This is a genomic window from Devosia equisanguinis (assembly GCF_900631955.1).
GTDB classification, from domain to species: domain Bacteria; phylum Pseudomonadota; class Alphaproteobacteria; order Rhizobiales; family Devosiaceae; genus Devosia; species Devosia equisanguinis.
Window position 1 is genome coordinate 214,495 of the sequence record NZ_UZWD01000023.1, and the last position, 22,294, is coordinate 236,788.

Annotated in this window: 26 protein-coding genes; all 26 read left to right on the top strand. The window is 64.8% G+C overall.

Going from position 1 to position 22,294, the window contains the following annotated elements; translation table 11 throughout:
- The first annotated feature begins 60 nt into the window (after positions 1-60).
- Positions 61-225: a hypothetical protein gene (locus DEVEQU_RS19880; protein WP_010398879.1), complete on the top strand. Its 165-nt coding sequence runs from the start codon at positions 61-63 to the stop codon at positions 223-225.
- A 195-nt stretch (positions 226-420) separates the two neighbouring features.
- Positions 421-978, top strand: a complete 558-nt coding sequence (locus DEVEQU_RS08835) for a hypothetical protein (RefSeq protein ID WP_010398881.1) — start codon at positions 421-423, stop codon at positions 976-978.
- 72 nt (positions 979-1,050) lie between these two features.
- A complete protein-coding gene (locus tag DEVEQU_RS08840; protein WP_010398883.1) occupies positions 1,051-1,452 on the top strand; it encodes a hypothetical protein in 402 nt (133 codons plus the stop codon).
- A 9-nt stretch (positions 1,453-1,461) separates the two neighbouring features.
- Entirely contained in the window at positions 1,462-1,656 is a 195-nt protein-coding gene (locus tag DEVEQU_RS08845; protein WP_035284207.1) for a hypothetical protein, read from the top strand.
- A gap of 74 nt (positions 1,657-1,730) precedes the next feature.
- Positions 1,731-2,147, top strand: a complete 417-nt coding sequence (locus DEVEQU_RS08850; protein ID WP_003167753.1) for a hypothetical protein — start codon at positions 1,731-1,733, stop codon at positions 2,145-2,147.
- Positions 2,140-2,784 carry an antitoxin of toxin-antitoxin stability system gene (locus tag DEVEQU_RS08855; protein WP_126150214.1) on the top strand — a complete coding sequence of 215 codons (645 nt, stop codon included), beginning with the start codon at positions 2,140-2,142 and terminating at the stop codon, positions 2,782-2,784. The genes DEVEQU_RS08850 and DEVEQU_RS08855 overlap by 8 nt, the downstream gene beginning before the upstream one ends.
- A gap of 158 nt (positions 2,785-2,942) precedes the next feature.
- Positions 2,943-7,289, top strand: coding sequence for a bifunctional class I SAM-dependent methyltransferase/DEAD/DEAH box helicase (locus tag DEVEQU_RS08860; protein ID WP_126150215.1), 4,347 nt, complete (start codon positions 2,943-2,945; stop codon positions 7,287-7,289).
- The gene (locus DEVEQU_RS08865) at positions 7,290-8,327 is read left to right on the top strand and encodes a DUF7146 domain-containing protein (protein ID WP_126150216.1); all 1,038 of its coding nucleotides are present in this window, start codon (positions 7,290-7,292) and stop codon (positions 8,325-8,327) included.
- A 334-nt stretch (positions 8,328-8,661) separates the two neighbouring features.
- The gene (locus DEVEQU_RS08870) at positions 8,662-9,594 is read left to right on the top strand and encodes a DUF2493 domain-containing protein (protein ID WP_010395073.1); all 933 of its coding nucleotides are present in this window, start codon (positions 8,662-8,664) and stop codon (positions 9,592-9,594) included.
- 164 nt (positions 9,595-9,758) lie between these two features.
- The gene (locus tag DEVEQU_RS08875; protein ID WP_010395074.1) at positions 9,759-10,175 is read left to right on the top strand and encodes a hypothetical protein; all 417 of its coding nucleotides are present in this window, start codon (positions 9,759-9,761) and stop codon (positions 10,173-10,175) included.
- A 704-nt stretch (positions 10,176-10,879) separates the two neighbouring features.
- Positions 10,880-11,281, top strand: a complete 402-nt coding sequence (locus tag DEVEQU_RS08885) for a single-stranded DNA-binding protein (RefSeq protein ID WP_003167746.1) — start codon at positions 10,880-10,882, stop codon at positions 11,279-11,281.
- A gap of 283 nt (positions 11,282-11,564) precedes the next feature.
- Complete coding sequence (locus tag DEVEQU_RS08890) at positions 11,565-11,825, top strand: helix-turn-helix domain-containing protein (protein WP_126150217.1); 261 nt, start codon at positions 11,565-11,567, stop codon at positions 11,823-11,825.
- A 94-nt stretch (positions 11,826-11,919) separates the two neighbouring features.
- On the top strand, positions 11,920-12,183 hold the full coding sequence (locus tag DEVEQU_RS08895) for a DNA -binding domain-containing protein (RefSeq protein ID WP_206437813.1): 264 nt from the start codon (positions 11,920-11,922) through the stop codon (positions 12,181-12,183).
- 112 nt (positions 12,184-12,295) lie between these two features.
- Positions 12,296-12,550: a transcriptional regulator domain-containing protein gene (locus DEVEQU_RS20115; RefSeq protein WP_126150218.1), complete on the top strand. Its 255-nt coding sequence runs from the start codon at positions 12,296-12,298 to the stop codon at positions 12,548-12,550.
- A 190-nt stretch (positions 12,551-12,740) separates the two neighbouring features.
- Entirely contained in the window at positions 12,741-13,067 is a 327-nt protein-coding gene (locus DEVEQU_RS08905) for a DUF2285 domain-containing protein (protein ID WP_083825826.1), read from the top strand.
- A gap of 135 nt (positions 13,068-13,202) precedes the next feature.
- Positions 13,203-13,484 (top strand): helix-turn-helix transcriptional regulator, encoded by a 282-nt coding sequence (locus DEVEQU_RS08910; protein WP_003167739.1) that lies wholly within the window; start codon positions 13,203-13,205, stop codon positions 13,482-13,484.
- 17 nt (positions 13,485-13,501) lie between these two features.
- The gene (locus DEVEQU_RS08915) at positions 13,502-14,662 is read left to right on the top strand and encodes a replication initiator protein A (protein ID WP_029371818.1); all 1,161 of its coding nucleotides are present in this window, start codon (positions 13,502-13,504) and stop codon (positions 14,660-14,662) included.
- On the top strand, positions 14,659-15,297 hold the full coding sequence (gene parA / locus DEVEQU_RS08920; RefSeq protein WP_126150219.1) for a ParA family partition ATPase: 639 nt from the start codon (positions 14,659-14,661) through the stop codon (positions 15,295-15,297). The genes DEVEQU_RS08915 and parA overlap by 4 nt, the downstream gene beginning before the upstream one ends.
- Entirely contained in the window at positions 15,294-15,548 is a 255-nt protein-coding gene (locus tag DEVEQU_RS08925) for a hypothetical protein (RefSeq protein ID WP_126150220.1), read from the top strand. Before parA ends, DEVEQU_RS08925 begins: the two co-directional genes overlap by 4 nt.
- Positions 15,545-16,066, top strand: coding sequence for a DUF2840 domain-containing protein (locus DEVEQU_RS08930; RefSeq protein WP_126150221.1), 522 nt, complete (start codon positions 15,545-15,547; stop codon positions 16,064-16,066). The genes DEVEQU_RS08925 and DEVEQU_RS08930 overlap by 4 nt, the downstream gene beginning before the upstream one ends.
- A 17-nt stretch (positions 16,067-16,083) precedes the next feature.
- On the top strand, positions 16,084-16,608 hold the full coding sequence (locus DEVEQU_RS08935; protein WP_428981333.1) for a S26 family signal peptidase: 525 nt from the start codon (positions 16,084-16,086) through the stop codon (positions 16,606-16,608).
- Positions 16,609-16,676: 68 nt separating this feature from the next.
- Complete coding sequence (locus tag DEVEQU_RS08940) at positions 16,677-17,015, top strand: DUF736 domain-containing protein (protein WP_003167733.1); 339 nt, start codon at positions 16,677-16,679, stop codon at positions 17,013-17,015.
- A 3-nt stretch (positions 17,016-17,018) separates the two neighbouring features.
- Positions 17,019-17,804: a lytic transglycosylase domain-containing protein gene (locus DEVEQU_RS08945; protein ID WP_126150222.1), complete on the top strand. Its 786-nt coding sequence runs from the start codon at positions 17,019-17,021 to the stop codon at positions 17,802-17,804.
- A gap of 250 nt (positions 17,805-18,054) precedes the next feature.
- Positions 18,055-19,818, top strand: a complete 1,764-nt coding sequence (locus DEVEQU_RS08950; protein WP_126150223.1) for a relaxase/mobilization nuclease domain-containing protein — start codon at positions 18,055-18,057, stop codon at positions 19,816-19,818.
- 30 nt (positions 19,819-19,848) lie between these two features.
- Positions 19,849-21,840, top strand: coding sequence for a conjugal transfer protein TraG (locus DEVEQU_RS08955; protein ID WP_126150224.1), 1,992 nt, complete (start codon positions 19,849-19,851; stop codon positions 21,838-21,840).
- A gap of 3 nt (positions 21,841-21,843) precedes the next feature.
- On the top strand, positions 21,844-22,266 hold the full coding sequence (locus tag DEVEQU_RS08960) for a CopG family transcriptional regulator (RefSeq protein ID WP_003170529.1): 423 nt from the start codon (positions 21,844-21,846) through the stop codon (positions 22,264-22,266).
- Positions 22,267-22,294 lie beyond the last annotated feature (28 nt).

Consider the following 22,294-nt stretch of genomic DNA (forward strand, 5'->3'; position numbering starts at 1 on the left):
ACTTCGGGCGCCTGTCGCGCGGGGGATGGTCCCCCGCCTCCCAAGACAGGAGCCGGAACCATGTCCTATGCAGATGCCACCGCTTTCGCCGCAAGCCTAGCCACCACGCTGATGGTTTCGATCATCGTCTTCCAGGCCGGGGACGGCACTCACGGCGCCATGCCCGCCAACGAATTCGATGGCGACGAAGAAATGGTCAGGCTGGAACTTGATCCCTTCGGCTGAGGCGCGACAGCGCCTCACCCCGACGGCTCGGAGCGCAAGATCGCGTCCGGGCCTTCAGCGCTGCGCTACCGCTCATCGCCGGCAGCGGCACCGGCTCATGCCCCGGCAAGGGAGAGTGAGAGTGCGGACGGGTTTTCCGTGACGGGTTGGTTGCCGGAGAGAGAGCTCCCGGCGCCCGTCCTGGAGCATCCTGCGATGGCCCTTGCACCTCAAACCACCTTCGCCCCGATCGGCGACATCCTCGCGCATCAGATCCTGCCCCGGCTGCGCCTTGCCGCGAAGCTGCCGCTGCGCATCACCTGCATCGGCACGGCCCGCTATGTCGGCACCGACGAGGCCGACAGCTTCGACCGCAGCGTCTTTCTCGGCGACCGCCCGTCGCTGGAGAACGCCACCAGCTTCGCGGCCGTTTCGGTCAGGCGCGGCGGCATTGGCGTGAGACAAGATAAGACGCTGCGCTTTCATCCACGCTTCGCCGTCATCCAGGACAACGATCAGAATCTGGTTCTGGCCGGCGAAATCCGCGCTGGGATCATTCTCTGGCAACAGCCCGTCGCCAGCGACGGCGAGGCCCGCCGGATCGTGACCGAAGCCAGCCGCCTGCGCGGACTGGCTTTCGCCGCCTCCGGCCGGGGCGAGCAGCGTGCGGCCCGCAATCATCGCCACCAGGCCGGCCTGCTCGAAGCACGCCTGGTCGACCCCTTCTGGCGCGAGGCCGCCGCCGATCTGCTCCGGCTGCCTCAGGCCGCCTGATCCCATCCCCCGATTTCCACCCATCCGACCCGGCGCTTCGCTTCGCCGGGTTCTCACCTATGGAGTTTTCCCATGCCGAAATTCGTCGTCAGCAAAGGCCACGACGCCTTCGTCTATTACGAAACCGTCCTAGAGGCCGACACGCCCGAAGAGGCGCGAAGTCTCGTCCGGAGCGTTCATTACGAAGGCGCATGGCTCCCCACCGGCTATGTGCAGGAGTTCGACGATTACGAGATCGACGAGCATAGCGGCGTTCGCCTCCTCGAAGACGGTGAAGCCGTAGAGGCCTTCCTGACCATCGGCGTCACCGCCCAGGAGCGCGACGCCTTGCTGGCGGGGCTGCGCCTCCTCCAGCTCGCCCTTGGGCGCGGCGATCTCGAACCTGCGCTCGAAAACATCGTCACCAATGACGGCGCGCATACCGGCCTCGATCCGACTCGTATCGACGCTCTGTGCGAACGCATCAACGTCTAGGTGGTGGCGATGTATGCGACCTACCTGCGCCTCGACATCCTGGTCTGGGACAGCCAGCGCGCCGTAATCCGCGCCGCGCGCTGCAAGCTGGCTTTATCGGCCCGGCGAGATCCCGCACTGCGGGGCGCGCGAAAGCGGTTCTATCGCGACATGCTGCGCCACCATGCCGATGCCCAGCGGCTTGTGGCGCAGTTCCGCCTCTGACGCTTCCGCACCGCGTCCATCCCTTGAACCTCGCCCGGCCATCGCGCCGGGCTTTCTCGTTTCAGGAGCCTGACATGGCCAACTACTTTACCCATTTCTCGTGCCTGCTTGACGTCGGCACGCCCGATAATGCCGCCCGAGCGCTTGACCTCTACAACAAGCTTTCGGAGGAAGGCGCTTCCGACGAACCGCCGTCCGAGGGGTTTCTCCTATCGATCCAGCCGGAGCACGGGGGTGCCCGGCTCTGGATGCGCGATGACCAGACAGGCGATCCCGAGCGTCTGCTCCGGTTCGTGAAGATCTGCGCGACCGAGTTCCGCCTCAGTGGTCTCTGGGGCTTCCAATACGCCAACACCTGCTCGCGGCCACGCCTCGACGGTTTCGGCGGCGGCGCTCATGTCCTCGACCTCGCCACCGGCGAGACGGTGGCATGGACCTACACCGATGGCTGGCTCGCCCAGGTTCTCGATGGAGGCGGCTCAGATGAGTAAGGTCATCGAAACCACGGTCTATCAGCTCGACGAGCTTGCTGACGCCGCCAAGGAGAAGGCCCGCGATTGGTATCGCGAAGGCGGCTTCGACTACGACTGGTATGATGCCGTTTACGAGGATTTCCAACAGATCGCGGAAATCCTCGGCCTTCGGCTGAAAACCCGCAGCATGCGGCTCAACGGCGTCGGCTCCCGGCAGAAGCCCTGCATCTGGTTTCGGGGGTTCTGGAGCCAGGGCGACGGCGCCTGCTTCGAGACCTTCTATTCCTACCGGAAAAACGCCCCGCGCCGGATCAGGGAACACGCGCCGCAAGACGCCGCACTGCACCGCATCGCCGATGCACTTCAGGCGGTCCAGCGGCGTAATTTCTACCAGCTTCGCGCCGAGGCGAGCCATCGCGGTCACTACTACCACGAATACTGCATGACGGTCTCGGTCGAGCGCGACAGTCCAACCTATCAGGATATGACGGCCGATGCGGAAGACGCCGTGGCCGATGCGCTACGCGACCTGGCCCGTTGGCTCTATCGGCAGCTCGAACGTGAACACGAATATCTCACCTCGGACGAGGCCGTCGATGAGGTCATCGCCACCAACGAATACACGTTCACGGCAACGGGCCGTCGCTTCGGCTGAACCAGGCAAGCGTCCTGCCATTCGGCAGGGCGCTTTTTGCATGCCAGCCACGGCCCACCTTTCGAGAGTCAGAGGAGGCCGGGACGGGTTTGAGCCTGTGCGGTCGAGAGAGAGCGCTGCGCGGCTCAATCCTGTCCTACTCTCCCGAGGTCTCCTCCATGAACATGATTTCCGCATCTGCGGCGGCATCGGTCGCCGGGCCGCTTCCGCTTGTCCCCGACAGCCATGCCGCCACGTCCGTCTTTTCGGCGGCAGGTCTTCTTCTGCCTCACCTCGAGCGCGGCCAGCGCATCGACGCCGCCACGCTTCGCAGCGCGATGGAAACCGCCTTCGGCGCGTCCGATACCGCTGGCGCCTGGGACTGGAAAACCGCCTATGACGCCTGCGAGGCCGCGATCGTCCTGTTCCTGCGCAAGTACGGAAAGGCGCTTTTCCGTAAAGCCGGTTCGCCAGCCGATAGCCTGCCGCTGCTGACGCGGATCGCCGGGCTGCTGCCGACCCATACACGCCGCTCGGAGGAGGCGCAGACCTTCCAGCAATTCTCCACCCCGATCCCGCTGGGGCTGGCAGCGGCGACCGCGGCCGCCATCACGCCCGCCGACCGGGTTCTGGAACCCTCGGCCGGGACCGGACTGCTCGCCATCCTGGCCGAGATCGCTGGCGGCGCGCTCGTCCTCAACGAGCTGGCCGAAATGCGCGCCGGTCTTCTTACTTCCCTCTTTCCCGCCTTGTCCGTCGCGCGTTTCGACGCGGCGCAGATCGACGATCACCTCGATCCCGCCCTGGTCCCGTCCGTGGTGCTGATGAACCCGCCGTTCTCGGCGCTGGCGAATGTCCAGGGCCGCGTCGCCGATGCCGCCTTCCGCCACGTCGCTTCGGCGCTTGCGCGCCTTGCGCCCGGCGGGCGGCTGGTGACGATCACCGGCGCGAGCTTCGCCCCCGATAATCCTGCCTGGACCCCGGCCTTCGTCCGGCTGCAGGAGCGCGGTCGCGTGGTCTTCTCCGCCGCAGTCGATGGTTCTGTCTATGCCAAGCATGGCACGACGATCGATACCCGGATCACCGTCATCGACAAGCTGCCCGCCGACGATCCGGCAGTCTTCCCGACCTCTCCCGGCGCCGCACCGGATGCCGCCACCCTGATGGTCTGGATCGGCGCGAGCCTGCCCGCGCGTCAGCTTGTCGATCCTTCAGTCGTTGTTCCGGTTGCCGCAGCGCCTACGCCTCGCACCGTGCGCGGCTATATCGCCGCCACGGCGAAAGCCGCCCGCCCGGCGCCGCAGACCGAACCGGAAGCCGCACCGCTCGACTATGAGATCGTCGATTGGCAGCCGGCCGAGGGCGGCCACATCACCGATGCCATCTATGAGGAATACGCGCTTCAGGTCATCCGTATTCCCGGCGCCCAGCCTCATCCAACCCAGCTCGTCCAGTCGGCGGCGATGGCGAGCGTCGCCCCGCCGAAGCCCAACTACCGGCCGCATCTGCCGAAGACCATTCTCGGTCTTCTGTCCGACGCGCAGCTTGAGACCGTCATCTATGCCGGCCAGGCCCATGCCGACCATCTCGCCGGGGCCTGGACCGTCGACGAGACCTGCGATGTGGTCAGCGCGGCGGCCGAGGACGCCAAGAACGCCGTCCGCTTCCGGCAAGGCTTCTTCGTCGGTGACGGCACCGGCGTCGGCAAGGGTCGGGAATCCGCCGCCATCATCCTCGACAACTGGATGCAGGGCCGCCGGAAGGCCGTCTGGATCTCCAAATCCGACAAATTGCTGGAAGACGCACAACGCGACTGGTCTGCGCTCGGCATGGAGCGCCTCCTGGTTACGCCGCTGTCGCGCTTCCCGCAGGGCAAGCCCGTGACGCTGCCCGAAGGCATCCTTTTCACGACCTATGCCACGCTACGCTCCGACGACCGCGGCGATAGGGTTTCCCGCGTCAAGCAGATCGTCGAATGGTTGGGCGAGGATTTCGATGGAGTGATCATCTTCGACGAGGCGCATTCGATGCAGAACGCCGCAGGCGGCAAGGGAGAACGGGGCGATGTCGCCGCCAGCCAGCAGGGCCGAGCCGGGCTTCGCCTCCAGCACGCCCTGCCGGATGCCCGCATCGTCTATGTCTCCGCGACCGGCGCCACTACGGTCCACAACCTCGCCTATGCCCAGCGCCTTGGCCTTTGGGGCGGCGAGGATTTCCCGTTCGCCACGCGGGCCGAATTCGTCGAGGCCATCGAGGGCGGCGGCGTCGCGGCGATGGAGGTTCTGGCCCGCGACATGCGCGCCCTCGGCCTCTACACCGCCCGGTCGCTGTCCTTCGCCGGCGTCGAATACGAGCTGGTCGAGCATGAGCTGACCCCGGAACAGACCCGCATCTACGATGCCTATGCCGGGGCCTTCGCCATCATTCACAACAATCTGGATGCGGCGATGGAAGCGGCCAATATCACCGGCAGCACCGGCACCCTGAATCGGCAGGCGAAATCCGCCGCGCGCTCGGCCTTCGAGTCGGCCAAGCAGCGGTTTTTCGGCCACCTCCTGACCAGCATGAAAACCCCGACGCTGCTCCGCTCCATCGCACCCGATCTGGAGGCGGGCCATTCGGCCGTCATCCAGATCGTCTCGACCGGCGAGGCGCTTATGGAACGCCGGCTGGCCGAGCTGCCGACCGAGGAATGGAACGACGTCCGCGTGGACATCACCCCGAGGGAATATGTCCTGGACTACCTTGCCCATTCTTTCCCGGTGCAGCTCTACGAGCCGTTCACCGACTCGGAGGGCAATATGTCGTCGAGGCCCGTCATGCGCGACGGCCAGCCCGTCGAAAGCCGTGAAGCGGTCGCCCGCCGCGACGAGCTGATCGCAAAGCTCGCCAGCCTGCCGCCGGTCCCCGGTGCGCTGGACCAGCTCATCCAGCATTTCGGCACCGATACCGTGGCTGAAGTGACGGGCCGGTCGCGGCGCATCATCCGCAAGGCTGGCAAGGGCGTCACTGTTGATCGCCTTGTCGTCGAAAACCGCGCAGCTTCGGCCAACCTGGCCGAAACCCAAGCGTTCATGGACGACGGCAAGCAGGTTCTGGTGTTCTCCGACGCCGGCGGCACAGGCCGCAGCTATCATGCCGAACTGTCGGCCCGGAACACGCGGTTGCGCGTCCATTACCTGCTCGAAGCCGGATGGAAGGCCGATACTGCGATCCAGGGGCTTGGCCGAACGCACCGGACCAACCAGAAGCAAGCGCCCCTGTTCCGGCCGATCACCACGAACGTCAAAGCCGAAAAGCGCTTCCTCTCGACCATCGCCCGCCGTCTCGACACCCTGGGCGCGATCACGCGCGGCCAGCGACAGACCGGCGGTCAGGGACTGTTCAGACCGGAAGATAACCTGGAGTCCCATTACGCACGCGACGCGCTGCGCCAGCTCTATCTCCTGCTGGTGCGCGGTAAGGTCGAGGGATGCTCGCTCGACCGCTTTGAGAGCGCCACCGGCTTGAAGCTGATGGACTCCAACGGCATCAAGGATGACCTCCCAGCCATCACGACCTTCCTGAACCGGCTGCTGGCCTTGACGATTGAGCTTCAGGGCGTGCTGTTCACCGCCTTCGAGCAACTTCTGACGGCGCGCATCGAGGGCGCCATCGCGTCGGGCACCTATGACGCCGGGCTGGAGACGCTGCGAGCGGAGAGCTTTGTCGTCACCGACCGCCAGACGATCTATACGCACCCGCGCACCGGCGCCCAGACCCGCCTGCTGACCATCACCGAGCGCAAGCGCAACCATCCGGTCACGCTGGCGGAGGCCATAGGCAACCTGGACGATCCGCGCGCGGTCCTGTTGGTCAACGAGCGGTCGGGCCGCGCCGCCGTGCAGGTTCCGACCACCAGCGTCATGCTGGACGATGGCGAGATCGAGCGCCGTGTCCGGCTGATCCGGCCGATGGAAGCGCACAACATCCCGGTCAAGACCATGCCCGAGACCCATTGGGTCGAAGCCGACCGGGACGCCTTCGCCTCTGCCTGGAATGCCGAGATTGCCGAGGTGCCGGAGTTTTCCGACAGCACCCTGCATATGGTGACAGGTCTCCTGTTGCCTATCTGGAAGCGGTTGCCGAACGAATCCACCCGCGTCTATCGGCTCCAGACCGATGCTGGCGAGCGGATCATCGGCCGCCGCGTTTCGCCTGCCTGGGTTGCCCACGCGACCGCGACCGGCGTCGCGTCGATCACGCCGGAGGATGCCTTCACCGCCCTTATGGACGGAAAGACGATCCTCGATCTCGCCGAGGGCCTTCAGCTTCGCCGGGTCCGCGTCATGGGCGCGCTGCGCATCGAACTCACCGGCTTCACCGACACGATGCGCCAGCGCCTCACGGCCTATGGCCTCTATCACGAGATCATCTCGTGGAAGCTGCGCTTCTTCGTGCCGGTGGATGCTCAGGGGCCGGTAATCATCGGCAAGCTCTTCGACCGCTGGCCGGTCGAACGCATCGGCGAACGGGAGGCCGCATAAATGGCTTCGCGTCACGCCTCGGAACTGGCGCATCGTCTCGGCCGCGAGGCCGAGGCGGTCTGCCGCGAATACCTGTCCTCCGGTCGGAGGGCAGGCAATTACTGGCAGGTCGGGGACGCGCAGAACAGCCCCGGCCGCTCCCTCTATGTCCGGCTCAGGGACACCCCCAAAGGTCCGGCCGGGAAATGGACCGACGCCGCCACCGGCGACCATGGCGATCTGCTCGACATCATCCGCGAGGCGCTTGGCCTCGTCGATTTCAAGGATGTGGTCGAGGAAGCGCACCGTTTCCTCAGTCTCCCGCATCCCGCGCCGGAACAGACAGGGACGCCGACCGGCAGGACATCGGGCATTGCCGTCGGTTCGCCGGAAGCGTCGCGGCGGCTGTTCGCCATGTCGCAGCCGATCCCCGGCACGCTCGCGGCGACCTACCTCAGCGGGCGGGCAATCACGTCGCTCATCGGCGGCACCGCACTGCGCTACCATCCCCGGTGCTATTACCGGCCCGACGAGCAATCGCCCACGGAGATCTGGCCCGCGATGATCGCGTCCGTCACCGATCTTGACGGGCGACAGACCGGCGCGCACCGCACTTGGCTCGCCCCGGACGGCTCGGGCAAGGCGCCTGTCGAAACGCCGAGGCGGGCGATGGGAGACCTTCTCGGACACGGCGTCCGCTTTGGCGTTGCCGGAGATGTGCTGGTCGCCGGAGAGGGCATCGAGACCGTGCTGTCGCCCCGTCAGGTTCTGCCGCACATGCCGATGCTGGCGGCGCTCTCGGCCGCACACCTCGCCGCCATCCTGTTCCCGGCGACGCTGCGCAGGCTCTATGTCCTTCGCGATCGTGATCCGGCTGGGGACGGCGCGAGAGACAGCCTGATCGCCCGAGCTGCGAGCGTCGGGATCGAAGCGGTTGCGATGTCGCCAGCGCGCGAGGACTTCAACGAGGATCTGCGCTGGCGCGGCGTCGATGCCCTCCGGGCGGCCCTGAAGGATCAGCTTCATCCCGTGGACGTCAGCCGGTTCATGGAGGGGTGAGAGGATCGGCGGGGGATGGGGCAAAGCTCTGAATGGTTCCGCCTGCCGTCTCCACTCATCATCGGGAACACCCTTCCCGTGTCGGAGAGGGCGCCCACGGCCTTCTGAGGGGGCGATCGGCTCACAAACGGGCCAGCCGGGCAATGGCGCTGCGCTGTCGGCTATTTTCCGCCGGCGGGGCAAGCCCCGCCTTTGCATCGCGAAGCAAAATAGCCGGCTTGGCCATCAAGGCCCTCGCGGCAGCACGAGGGCTGCCAGGCCGGCCCGCCCGTGAGCTTCGACGCCTGCGAAGGCCGCGATGGGCGCGGTCTCCAGACGAAGGATGCTCCCGATGATGAACGAAGACGATGACGCAGGCTTCGAGCCGTTCCACACCTCATCCCCCACCGATCACGTCCTCACCGAACTCCAGCTCTATGGCTACCGCCCCTTCCAGGACGAACCCGATCCGCGTCCGCTGCCGGAAGGCAACACCGTCGCCGCAGCCGTCGCAGACATCTTCGACGCCCTCGTCTCGACGCTCGGCGACACCCGCCTCGAGCCCGATCTCGACGATCTCCTCTGGTCGACGGTCAATCTCTTCCATCGCGCCGCCGACCGGGTCGAACGCGAACTCGACGACAACGAGCAGGGGCAGCGCCGCCTCCAGCGGGAACAGGATGGCAGCGAGGTCAAGAGCGTCGAACTCGAACGCCTCACGGCGGAGGGACAGACCCTGGTCGAACGGCGCAACAGCATGGAACTCTTCCGCGACCTCTCGGCGGACGCCTTCGAGCACCACACCGGCACGCCCTGGCGGCCGCGCAGCGGTTCGATGGTCAACCATCGCAACCTCACCTCGGCAATGATCGACAGCCGCGATTTCCTCGCCGCTAAGCGCCGGGCCGAGACCGAGGTGCTGCTGCCCGCCGGTCCCAGGGTCGCCGTCACGGGCGGTGCGGACTTCAACGATCACAACCTGATCTGGACGAAGCTCGATCAGGTTCATGCCAAGCACACGGACATGGTGCTCCTGCACGGCGGCTCGCCGAAGGGCGCCGAACTGATCGCCTCCCGCTGGGCTGACAGTCGGAAGGTGCCGCAGGTCGCCTTCAAGCCCGACTGGACGAAGCACGCCAAGGCCGCGCCCTTCAAGCGCAACGACGCCATGCTCGATGTCCTGCCGGTCGGCGTCCTGGTCTTCCCCGGCACCGGGATTCAGGAGAACCTTGCGGATAAGGCGCGCAAGCTCGGCATTCCAGTCATGAAGTTCGACGGCGGCGCGTAAACCCCCGCCGCTCGGCGGCCTGCCAGCCGCCTCTACTTGACTGAACACGAGGTTGATGGCTTTCTTGAAGAATATTTGCAGCAACGGCGAACTGGCATAGTCGCAGGCGGAGCGTATTATCCGGCAGCCTGTGGTGATCCTCAATCGTTCATGCGGAGGCTGCCGTGACCCTCATCCTGCTTGCCATCTCCCTGACGATCGCGCTTTGCGTCATCGCCTACAACTTTGCCATCTACGCCTTGCCGTTCATGGTCGGGCTGACGGCCTTTCAATATGTCTATGGAATGGAGGCCGGCTTCCTGCTGTCGGCGCTCGCCGCCCTCGGCGCGGCGCTGCTATCCGTGGCGCTGGTCATCGCCGTCGTAGGCTTTGCCAAGAACCCGGCCTTGCGGCTTATCGCCCTCGCCGTATTCGCGGTGCCGGCGATGATCGCCGGTTATGCGCTCGTGCATGGCGTCACGAAGAACTTCGTCGACTCGACGATTATGCTGAACCTGCTCGGCGGCGCCGGCGGTCTCTTCATCGGCATAGCGGCGATGCTCAATCTCAATGCGCTCGGTACAGGCGTCCTGTCTCGCTGATGCGATCGCGAATCGCCGCTCGTCACAAAAAAAATCTGCGCCGGTTTGCACTGTTGGGCTTCCGGCATCCTGCTCTGAGGAATGGCGCCACCGGCGCTGTAACGGCCAGGGTCTTCGCTCCGATTGGCCCCGCTGTGGAAGTCGGTCATCGGCCGGTGCTCTCTGCCGTAGCAAGGTCGCCACTCTCTGCTTCGTTCCCCTCCGTATCGTGGCGTCCGCGAACACCTTCATGCTCTCCAGCCCTGCAATTCACTAGATCGCACCTCCGGCCGACGGGGTGGAACAACGCCATACATCCTGGAGCCCAATAGCCGTTTCGTCCTGGTCCCGGCTCGCCTTCCGACTGGCGGCGTGCTGTGGCTCGTGACGGAGATCCCGGCGGCGCACACCCTGCTGATGCGGGTTTCATATCGGGGCCTGTAGCGCCCTCGTTGCCGGAAAGGACGAACGGTTCTGCTGTGCGTCCCCGGTGTGAGCTTTCCGAGGCGCCAATCCCTCCGACTGACTGATCCCCTAAGTCCGTTCGGTTTCCGACCGCAACCCCCGCGGCTCCGGACCGTGTTGCCGCGCAAGCGCGGCTGCCCGCTCCACTCCGGGCCTTAAGGGCGAGGTGCCGCCAAGGCGGCACTTGCTGGCGTCTCCCGACGGCCTTGGCCGGGTCTCGTCGGAGGGATGGTCCCTTCGAGAAGCAACGGAGACTTACAATGCAGAACATCGTCATTCTTGCCGGCAACATCGGCCAGGACCCCGAAACCCGCAACACGCAGAGCGGCACCTCGATCACCCACTTCACGCTGGCCACCTCGCGCCCCCGCTACTCGGAAGGCAAGGTTGTCCGAGACAAGGACGGCTATCGCGTCCAGGACACCGAATGGCACCGGATCACCGCCTTCAACGGCCTCGGTAAGACGATCCAGCAGCATTGCGAGAAGGGCATGAAGGTTCTGGTTCGCGGCCGCATCCACTACACCAAGTGGACCGATCAGCAGGGCGTTGAGCGCTACGGCTGCGAGATCATCGCCGAGACGGTGGACTTCCTCAGCCGGGCAAAGCAGACCCAGAACGAAGACGGCAAGTTCATCGACGACGATGACATCCCGTTCTGAGCGGGATACCGGGAGCCCGGCGGCGCAAGCCGCCGGGATTTCCTAATTGTCTGGCGTTCCTGGCATGAGTCGTCGTCTCCCGGCAGCACGATAAGCTTCGAACAATCTTTCCTACGCGCCTTGGCTTGCGGAGAGAGAACCAAGCACCTTCCGAATCGCCCCCGCCGCTGACTCCACGTCAAATCTGTAGGAACACCGATTCTGGATCGCTTTCCAATCAAACTCCGTCTATAATAGCCGTAGTTCTGGCGTGACGTTGACGCACGGTGGGAGGTGATCATGCATGATCACTTCCCGACAAACACGGGCCGCGCGCGCATTACTGGGTTGGACACAGGAGATGCTCGCTGACAAGGCCAAGGTTTCGCTGACGGCGCTCAAGCGCATGGAGTCGGCCGCTGAACTGCGAGTGTATGAAAGCACCAGCGACCAGGTCCGCAGAGCGCTTGAGGCCGAAGGAATCGCCTTCATCAGATCGGGCCGCAACGAAGGGGTGATGCTTGTCGATGTGCACGAAGCAGCCGAACGCAGCAAAGTCCGGTAATTCCCACCCTTCTACCGCCTCCCGCTTGTCATCGTCGCGCTGTAATGGTGCTTCAGAATAGCAACCGCCATCCCAGAGTGTCACGTGCCGACTAATGACCACAATTGATTTCCTCGACGAAGCCCCGTCCATGCTGTCGCTCACCGAATACGACCGACAGCACATCAAACTCTATGCTCGTCTGCTGGACGCAGAGGCAGATGGAGCAGACTGGCGGGAAGCGGCCGAGGTTCTTTTCGGCATCTGTCCAAGGACTGAGCCGGACCGCGCTCGCCGCGTCCACGACAGCCATCTGGCTCGCGCACACTGGATGACCGAGCAGGGCTACCGGCAGCTCAGGCGCGGCCGGCCTCATTAGATCCCGTGTTGTCTCAAGTGCAACGCCTGTTGCGCCTTGCAACCTTCCCAAGAAATAGAATCCCCGGAATCAATTCGCTCTGTACGCGTATTCGCTGAACGGGGAGGATTAAATGACGCCCGATACAAGAGAATGGCGATCATCAACTACATACGACTATCTCGATCGGGCAGATGTGGATGCACTGGCGTGGGAGTGCCTTCGGCGCAATCTCGATTACCAGCGCGACTACGCAAACTCCATCCGCACGGCCTCCGAACTCGGGCCTGAGACCGAAGCGATCGGCGATCGCTGGGGTCTCCGATTTCCCCGCCAGGCCCAGCCTGAATGCACTCGAACAACCTGTTTTCTGGACGCCGGAAGCTGACACAAGCGTAGTCCATATCGGACCCGCCCCGGAAATTGAGCAGGTCAGCCCTCGCATTTTCGAGGATATTCGCTCGGAAATCAGCCGCAGTTCAGAGGAAGGACTGCATATATCGGTTCTCACCGGAAGCGGTCGCCTGCACCTTGTCGCGAGAGCGGGTCTCGAGCCGACGCAGTCCATCGCCGCCATCATTCCGCTCGACGCCCACAGCCTGGATCGTGTCCAGTCACTGATCAGACTCTGGCGAAGCCTTCACGGCCTGCCTGTTCCACAGGACAGCCGGATGACGGCGCAGCAGCGCCGTCGTCTCAAAAACATGCTACGCGCCGCTGACGGCCGTTTGCACAATGCCGACTATCGCGAGATCGCCGAAGCGATTTTCGGCGTTGAACGCGTTGCCAGCGACCCCTGGAAAACGTCCGCGCTCCGGGACGCTGTCCTCGATCTGGTCAAGGACGGCTTCGCGATGATCGACGGCGGTTACCGCAAGCTTCTTCGCCACCGCCGTCGTTCGTAACCTGCGCTACTAGGGCAAGGTGTGCGAATTAGACCCCCCCAAGTTCGCACTCCCCCTTCGCTATTCTTCTTCGCCACCGTGGCCTTCGTTCGCCGCTGATCGCCAGCGGCTCCCGCGAAAGCCACGGAGGCCACCATGAACGCCAATCTCGCGACCCTGCCGCCGCGCTTCCTCCGCACCAAGGAAGCCGCCGAATTCCTCAGTCTCTCGGCCCGTACCCTCGAAAAGCACCGGACCTACGGCACCGGGCCGGCCTATCGCAAGCTTGGCGGGCGCGTCGTCTATTCTGTCAATGAGCTTGAGGCATGGGCTGAACGCGGCGCCGTGACGTCCACCTCCGATCCGCGGGGCAGCGTGCTGCCCGCGAAACGCCATGAGCCCGCACCGGCATCCCATGCCGGCCGTCACGCCCGCTGATCCGCGCGGTCTTTTCAATGACGACGCGGCATCGCCCATCTCCGGAGCGCGGACAACTCGATCTGTTCCACGCGCTCCCTGGCGATTTCGCGCCCCGCGACGCGCAGGACCTCATGGCCTATCCGTTCTTCTCCCTCTCCAAGTCACACCGCACCGCGCCGATCGATTTCGTCGCCGGCGACGTGAGCATCCGCGTCGAGGCGGTTCCCGATCATGGCATGGCCACAATCTGGGATGCCGACATCCTCATCTGGGCGGCGAGCCAGATCGTCGAAGCGCGCGACAAAGGTCTTCGCACTTCGCGCCTGATGGCCGCCACCCCCTACGAGATCCTCAATTTCATCGGCCGCGGCGTATCGATGCGCGATTATCAGCGCCTCAAGGCTGCCCTCGACCGGCTGCAGTCGACCACGGTCGCAACCTCGATACGGCAAGCAGCCGAAGGCCGCCGCCACCGTTTCTCCTGGATCAATGAATGGCAGGAGCGCACCGATCGCCAGGGGCGTCCCGCCGGCATCGAGCTGATCGTGCCGGACTGGTTCTACCGCGCCGTTCTCGACGATGCGCTCGTCCTGACCATCGACCGGGACTATTTCGGTCTCACTGGAGGCCTCGACCGCTGGCTCTACCGCATTGTGCGCAAGCATGGCGGCAAACAACGCAATGGCTGGCGCTTCGACTTCCGCCACCTGCATCAGAAATCCGGCAGTCTTTCGCCATTCAAGCGCTTCGCGTTCGAGCTGCGCGACATCATTCGCCGCCAGCCATTGCCCGGCTACTCGCTGTTCCTTGAGGTCGAAGTCGGCGGCCGGTTGCTGCTTGCTTTCGAACCATCGGCGGCCTGTGGACAACCTGTGGACGGCCTCGTGCTATCAGGAACCCGACCTATCGTGCTATCGGGAACCGGAGGCTCGTGCTATCGGGAACCGAAACAGGGTGTAAGCTCTGGAAACAAAAAGCGAAATCGCGCCCTTAACTTAGAGTCTAACCAAGAATCTAACTTTGAAGAGCGCGCGCGCGATGTGGAAAACATCGCCGGAAGGCGTCCGAACCAGGCCAAAAAGCCATCACTTCAAGCGCATGTAACCGATCAGGCTCTTCGTAGCTCCGCCTGTACGGACCGCTCTTCCGGCCACGCGCATCGCACCTTCGGCGACGAGCCTGGAGGCGCGAAATGATCGTCGCGCTTCTCAATCAGAAAGGCGGCGTCGGCAAAACGACGCTCGCGCTGCATCTTTCCGGTCAATGGGCGCGTGAAGGCAAGCGCATCACCCTGATCGATGCCGACCCGCAGGGATCGGCGCTCGACTGGTCGCAGCAACGCACCCGCGAGGGCCTGCCTCGCCTGTTCGGCGTCATCGGCTTGGCGCGCGACACACTTCATCGCGAGGCGCCCGAGCTCGCGCGTGACGCCGATCACATCGTCATCGACGGACCACCGCGCGTTGCAGGTCTTATGCGTTCGGCGCTGCTCGCCGCCGATCTTGTCCTGATCCCTGTGCAGCCGTCACCTCTCGATGGCTGGGCCTCGGCCGAAATGCTGGCGCTGCTCGCAGAGGCCCGAATCTATCGGCCGCAACTCCTCGCCCGCTTCGTACTCAACCGCTGCGCTGCACGCACCGTCATCGCCCGCGAGACCGCCGAGACACTGGCCGATCACGATCCGCCCCTGATGTCGGCGACAATCGGCCAGCGGGTCGCCTTCGCCGACCTGGCGCAGTCCGGACGCCTCGTTTTTGAGGCCGACGACAATAGCGCGGCCGCGCGCGAGATCGCCGCCCTGACTGCGGAAGTCGGGAGGTCGGCGCCATGACCAAAGCCAGCGCCCGGCGCGGCTTCGTCGCCCGTCCTTCCGACCCAGACGACTGGATCAAGTCCGCTGAACCGGGGTCGCCCGGTCCAGCTTCCAGCACGGGCTTCACCGCAAGGCTGACCATCGACGTTACGCTGGAGGTGCGCGGTCGCATCAAGATCGCCGCCTTTCAACGCGGCGTCACCGTCGCCGACATGCTTCGCGAATTGCTCGCGCGCGAATTCCCCCAATCGCCAGGAGACCCGTCATGACCGGCATCGCGGCCCCCCGCATGCGCGGCGGCTCGATGCCGTCGTCTTTCCAAACCGACCGTCTCACCCACGTCGAGCTGACATGGGTGGAAAAGCAGATCGAATACTGGATCAGGTTCGGTCAAGACGTGCAGGAGACGATCCTTGATCGCCGCCGCCGCGTCCTCTTCTTCAGGCCCGGCACGACTTTCGCCTTCGTCCGGTGGGCGTCCAACGACTTCGGCACGATCATCTCGCGCATCGATATCGTGCGCGCCATCACGCCCGGCGAAGCCTATCAGACGCTGCCCTTTGTACGCCCCGGCGGCGACATCCTGCTCAAGATCGAAAGCTGGCCGAAGGTCGAACGCGTGCTGCAGCTCATCGACGCGATCGAGGCCCTTTCGCTCGATCCGGCCGAAGCCGCGCCAGACTATTGGCGGCATGTACACAACCGACTGAGCGCCGGCCAGGACGCACGCCGCTACTCGCGCGATCAGCACCAGGCGTGGCTTAAGCGTCGGAGGATCGCGCCATGACCGACCTCAAATGGGCCATGGCGACGTTCGTAGCGTCCAGCGCGATCGCCGTGACGACGTGGATCGACGCCCCCACCAAACTCATCTGGAATGCCTCGGCCAGCACTCCGATCGGTTTCTATTCGGTCGAACCTGCAAAGCGGCTCGAAGTCACCGATCTGGTCGCCGTCGCTGCGCCGGAACCGATTGCGAGCTTCCTCGCCGATGGCGGATACCTGCCGCGCGACACGCCGCTCCTGAAAAGGGTCCTTGGCCTTCCCGGGCAGACCGTCTGCCGCTCCGGCGTCCTGATCAGTGTCGACGGCGTCGCGATGGGAACGGCACTCCAACGCGACCGCATCGACCGACCGCTCCCCGATTGGCAGGGCTGCCGCATCGTCGCGGACGGCGAGATCTTCCTCATGAACTGGGACGTTCCCGACAGTCTGGACGGCCGCTATTTCGGCCCGATCCCGGCCAGCGCCGTCATCGGCCGCGCGGTTCCCTTGTGGACCGACGAGGACGGCCACGGCCGCTTCGAATGGCGGGCGCCAACGCGGTGATCGCCCAGCCTGAGGCGGGCGTGGTGCTCGCCCAATCCTTCTCCACCGCATCTTGAAAGGAAACCGCCATGCCGCAAATCGGCGAATTCACCCGCGAGGAATCCGGCTTCACCGGCCGCATTCATACGCTCACCCTATTTCGCGAGATCACCATCGTTCCCGTCGATCCTTCGGACGTCGAGAACGCGCCGAGCTACCGCGTCCACCACGGCGCGGATGACAACGCACCGGAGATCGGCGCGGCCTGGACGGAGTCCAGCGAAAAGGCTGGTGAATATCTCTCACTGCTGATCGACGACCCCAGCTTTGCGCAGCCGATCCGTGCCCGCCTGTTCCAGAACGGGGCTGATACGACCTCTTGGTCTTTGCACTGGAGCCGCCCTCAGAAGCGCGGCGAACGGGAATAGCGCATGCGGATCGCTCGCACCAACCCCGCATCGCCGATGTCAACCGGGCGGCCTCGCGCTGCCCGGTGCATCATCCTCTTCCTCCTTTCCGGCCTGTCTGTTTCCGCCGCGCCGCCGCTCGACGTACTGGCGCAGAGCGCTCCGTCGATCGCGCAGCCAACCCACGATCCTCACGCCGCCTTCGTGACCGAGGCCTCGCAGCGTTTCGGCATTCCCGAACACTGGATCAGGTCGGTGCGCCGCGTCGAAAGCGCCGATGACGCGCGCGCCGTCTCATCGGCGGGAGCAATGGGCCTGATGCAGGTCATGCTCGCCACCTGGGCGGAATTGCGCGTCCGTTATGGCCTTGGACGCGATCCGTTCGACCCGCGCGACAACATCATCGCTGGTACGGCCTATCTGCGCGAAATGTACGATCGCTACGGATCGCCGGGCTTTCTTGCAGCCTATAACGCTGGACCCGGACGCTATGAGGAATACCTCGCGGGCCGCCCCCTTCCGGCAGAAACCCGCGCCTATGTCGCCACGCTCGCGCCATTGATCGGCGGGGCTCACCTGTCGCCACCCGCACCGGGGACCGTCGCTGTTGCCGCCGCCGATCCGCACGCTTGGCGACGAGCTCCGCTCTTCGTCACGCCGACAGCCCACGGTCTGGATGCGCGCAAAACGGTATCCGAACCGCAAGAAAACGACGCCCGGACTGCGCCGTCATCGGGCGAAGGTCCCGCCAATTCTGTGCAAAGCGGCAGCATTTTCGTTGCCCGTGCCGACGATGGAGACCCGCAATGAGCCGGTTCGCATCATGGCGCAGCTTGGCGTGTTCCAGAGAGCGTTGTGCGCAAGGGTGGGAGGAGCAGAGAGCAACGACAGCAGGACGGCGAGATAAAAGGGCCTCGCCATATTCGCACAAGCCATTGACATGGCTTGGCTTTTGGCGTGCCGGTCGGTCGGGTCGCGTGCCGCGACTGCTGTTTTACCCAGCGATTTCAACGCTGTTTTCGGCACTGTGCGCCTTCGCGCCGTCTCGGGAGGCCCTCTCATGAGCGAGGGCGACAGCGATTTCCGCGTCCGCCCAGGACGCATCAAATCCACGCGCGCACCCAAGTCCAAGAGCTTCATCAATCAAGTGCTGAGGGCCTCGAAGAAGGCCGGGCACAGCTCAGGCGAAGGGCAGACCGCCAAGAGAAGCGCCGGCCATGGTCATTCGACCTTCGGGCGTGGACGAACCAGCTTCAGCCGTTCGCGCATATTCAGTGCTTCGCGCCGTGTCGTCATCAAGGCGCGCGTGGTCCGCCATCAGGGCAAGTCTTTCCGCTCCGCGCCACTCTCGGCTCATGTGTCCTACCTGAAGCGCGAAGGCGTCAGCCGTGATGGGAAGAAGGGGGTCTTGTTCGACGCGACGAACGAGCGCGCCGACGATCTCGCCTTCTCCGACCGATGCAGGGATGACCGGCATCATTTTCGATTCATCGTCTCGCCCGAAGACGCGGGGGACATGACCGATCTGCGAGAGTTCACCCGCGACCTCGCCAACCAGATGGAATCGGATCTGGGTACCAAGCTCGACTGGGTCGCCGTCGATCACTGGAACACCGACAATCCGCATGTGCATTTGCTTGTGCGCGGCGTCGACGAGACCGGCGCCGATCTGGTCATCTCGCGCGATTACATCAGCCGCGGCCTGCGCTCCCGCGCCGAGGATCTTGTCTCCATCGAGCTCGGCCCCAAGCCCGAACATGAAATCCGCAACGCGCTGGAAAAGGAAGTCACCGCCGAGCGCTGGACACGGCTCGATGTTGAAATCCGCATCGCCGCCGACGAGACCGGCTTTATCGACCTGCGCCCCGAGGCGAACGGCAAGGCCGATCCCTCGCTGCGCCGCCTGATGATCGGCAGACTCCAGCATCTCGAAAGCATGGAGCTCGCGGCGCAAGGCGCTCCAGGGGAATGGACCGTCGGGCTGCAGGCCGAACGCACACTGCGCGATCTCGGCATTCGCGGCGACATCATCAAGACCATGCACCGCGCCTTCACCGAGCGTGGTCAGGATCGCGGCGTCAGCGATTACACGATCGACGGCAGCGGGGCGGGTTCACCCGTTATTGGCCGCCTGGTCGATCGCGGCCTGCATGACGAGCTGACCGGCGAAGCCTATGCCGTGATCGACGGCACGGACGGCCGCGCGCACCATGTCCGCTTCCGCGGGATCGAGGCCTTCGAGCATGCGCCCCCGATTGGCGGCATCGTCGAGGTACGTCGCTTCGGGGGCCCCGACGATCCCCGGCCGACGCTGGCGCTCGCCAACCGATCGGACTTCGATCTCAACCGCCAGATCACGGCGCCGGGCGCGACCTGGCTGGATCATCGCCTGGTTGAGCGCGAGGCGATGCCCATGTCGATGGGAGGCTTCGGCGGTGAGGTGCGCGACGCCATGCAGGCGCGCGCCGAGCATCTGGCCGATGAAGGCCTTGCCCGCTGGCAGGGCCAACGCATCCTGCTGCAACGCGATCTCCTCGATACGCTGCGGCAGCGCGAGCTCGATGCCGTTGGCACGAAGCTCCAGAGCGAACACGGACTGCCGTACCAGAAAGCGCAGGCCGGCGAGCATGTCGCCGGTATCTATCGCCAGCGTATCGCACTCACCTCGGGCCGCTTCGCCATGATCGACAATGGGCTCGGCTTCCAGCTCGTGCCCTGGACACCGCCGCTCGAAAAGAAGCTCGGCCAGCATATCGCCGGCGTCGCCAAGGGGCATGGCGGCATCGAGTGGAGCCTGGGCCGCCAGCGCGGCCTGGGCCTCTAGCACCACAAGCAGCAAGAAAGGACCCGGCGAATGTCCGCCACCAAAATCCTCTGGGGCCAGATCCTCACCGTCTTTCTGATCATCCTCCTCACCACCTGGGGCGCGACGCAATATGTCGCCTGGCAACTTGGCTATCAGGCCCAGCTCGGCACACCATGGTTCGAGCTTGCCGGGACGCCGATCTATTATCCCCCTGCGATCTTCTGGTGGTGGTACTTCTTCGACGCATATGCGCCGGGCGTGTTCGCCAAGGGCGGCGTCATCGCCGCATCAGGCGGCTTCATCGCCATCGCGGTCGCCATAGGCATGTCGGTGTGGCGCGCCCGCGAACAGAAGAACATCGAAACCTATGGCTCGGCTCGATGGGCGAAGCCGCAGGAGGTGAAGGCGGCGGGCCTGCTCAACCCTGACGGCGTCGTCCTCGGTAAGCTCGATCGTGACTATCTTCGCCACGACGGACCGGAGCATGTTCTGTGTTTTGCTCCGACCCGATCCGGCAAGGGTGTCGGCCTCGTCGTCCCAACCCTGCTGACCTGGCCGGGCTCCGTCGTCGTCCACGACATCAAGGGCGAAAACTGGCAGCTCACCGCCGGCTTCCGCTCGAAGCACGGTCGGGTGCTGCTGTTCGACCCCACCAATCCGAAATCGGCCGCCTACAATCCTCTGCTCGAAGTGCGGCGCGGCGAGTGGGAGGTGCGCGACGTCCAGAACGTCGCTGACGTCCTGGTCGACCCCGAGGGTTCGCTGGAGAAACGCAATCACTGGGAAAAGACCAGTCACTCTTTGCTGGTCGGCGCCATCCTTCACGTCCTCTATGCCGAGAAGGACAAGACCCTCGCCGGCGTCGCAGGTTTCCTGTCCGACCCGAAGCGCCCGATCGAAACCACGCTGGCGGCGATGATGACCACGCCACATCTCGGCGAGGCCGGCCCGCACCCCGTCATCGCTTCAACGGCCCGCGAACTGCTCAACAAATCCGACAACGAGCGCTCCGGCGTCCTGTCCACCGCCATGTCCTTTCTGGGCCTGTACCGCGATCCCGTCGTCGCTGAAGTGACACGCCGCTGCGACTGGCGCATCGCCGACCTGATCGAGGACGCGCGGCCGGCCACCCTCTACCTGGTGGTCCCGCCATCCGACATCTCGCGCACCAAGCCGTTGATCCGGCTTGTGCTCAACCAGATCGGTCGCCGCCTGACCGAGGATCTGCACACCAAGGCCCGGCGGCACCGCGTGCTGATGATGCTCGACGAGTTTCCGGCTCTCGGCCGCCTCGACTTCTTCGAAAGCGCGCTCGCCTTCATGGCCGGCTACGGCATGAAAGCCTTCCTCATCGCCCAGTCGCTCAACCAGATCGAAAAGGCCTACGGCGCCAATAACTCGATCCTCGACAACTGCCATGTCCGCGTGAGCTTCGCGACCAATGACGAGCGCACCGCAAAGCGCGTCTCGGATGCGCTCGGCACAGCCACCGAAATGAAGGCGATGAAAAACTACGCCGGGCACCGTCTGTCGCCCTGGCTCGGTCATCTCATGGTGTCGCGCTCTGAAACCGCGCGTCCGCTGCTGACCCCCGGTGAGATCATGCAGCTTCCGCCCAACGATGAAATCGTCATGTTGGCGGCGACCCCGCCGATCCGGGCCAACAAGGCGCGCTACTTCGAGGACAAGCGCTTCGTCGAGCGCGTACTGCCCCCGCCGGACCCGGCCCAAACCAGTCGCACGAGGCGCAAGGACGCCTGGACAGAGCTGAAGCCGCAGGCGCCGGACGCTGCGCTGCTCGCCGAGATCCAGAAGGCCGAGCAAGACGCGGCCAATAGCGGCCTTCGTCGACAACCCGAGCTTCCCGATCATGTCGCCATCGTCAAGGAAACGACCGATCCGAACCCTGCCGACGAGTTCAAAGCTCTGCTCGACGACGAACCCGAGGACGCCGCGCGCCAACGGCAAGCGCTTCGCCGCCACATGACTGGAATCGCCCGCCAGGTCGCCATGGACCCCAACGACAATATGGAGCTCTGAGCCATGCGCGACCGCATGAATGTGTACTTTCCGCCTGAGATGCTGCGCCAGATCGCCGACCTCGCGGACCGCAAGAAGATCTCGCGCTCGGCGATCGTCGAGGCTGCGGTCGCATCGTTTCTTTCGCCTGATGGAGCAGACAAGCGCGAAGCCGCCCTCACACGCCGTCTCGACCGCATGACCAGGCAGATCCACCGCATCGAACGCGATCTCGGCATCACGGCCGAGACGCTTGCCCTATACGTTCGCTTCTGGCTGTCGGTCACGCCGCCGCTGACCGGCGACGCCAACTCAGCTGCGCAGGCGAAGGGCCGCGAACGCTACGAAGGGTTTATCGAGACGATCGGACGGCGCCTCCAACAGGGTCAGAGCTTCTTGCGTGAGATACCCGACGATATCGGTTCGGACGATCAACGCGAGAGCTGAAGAGTGGCGGGGTGGCAGCGACGGCTTT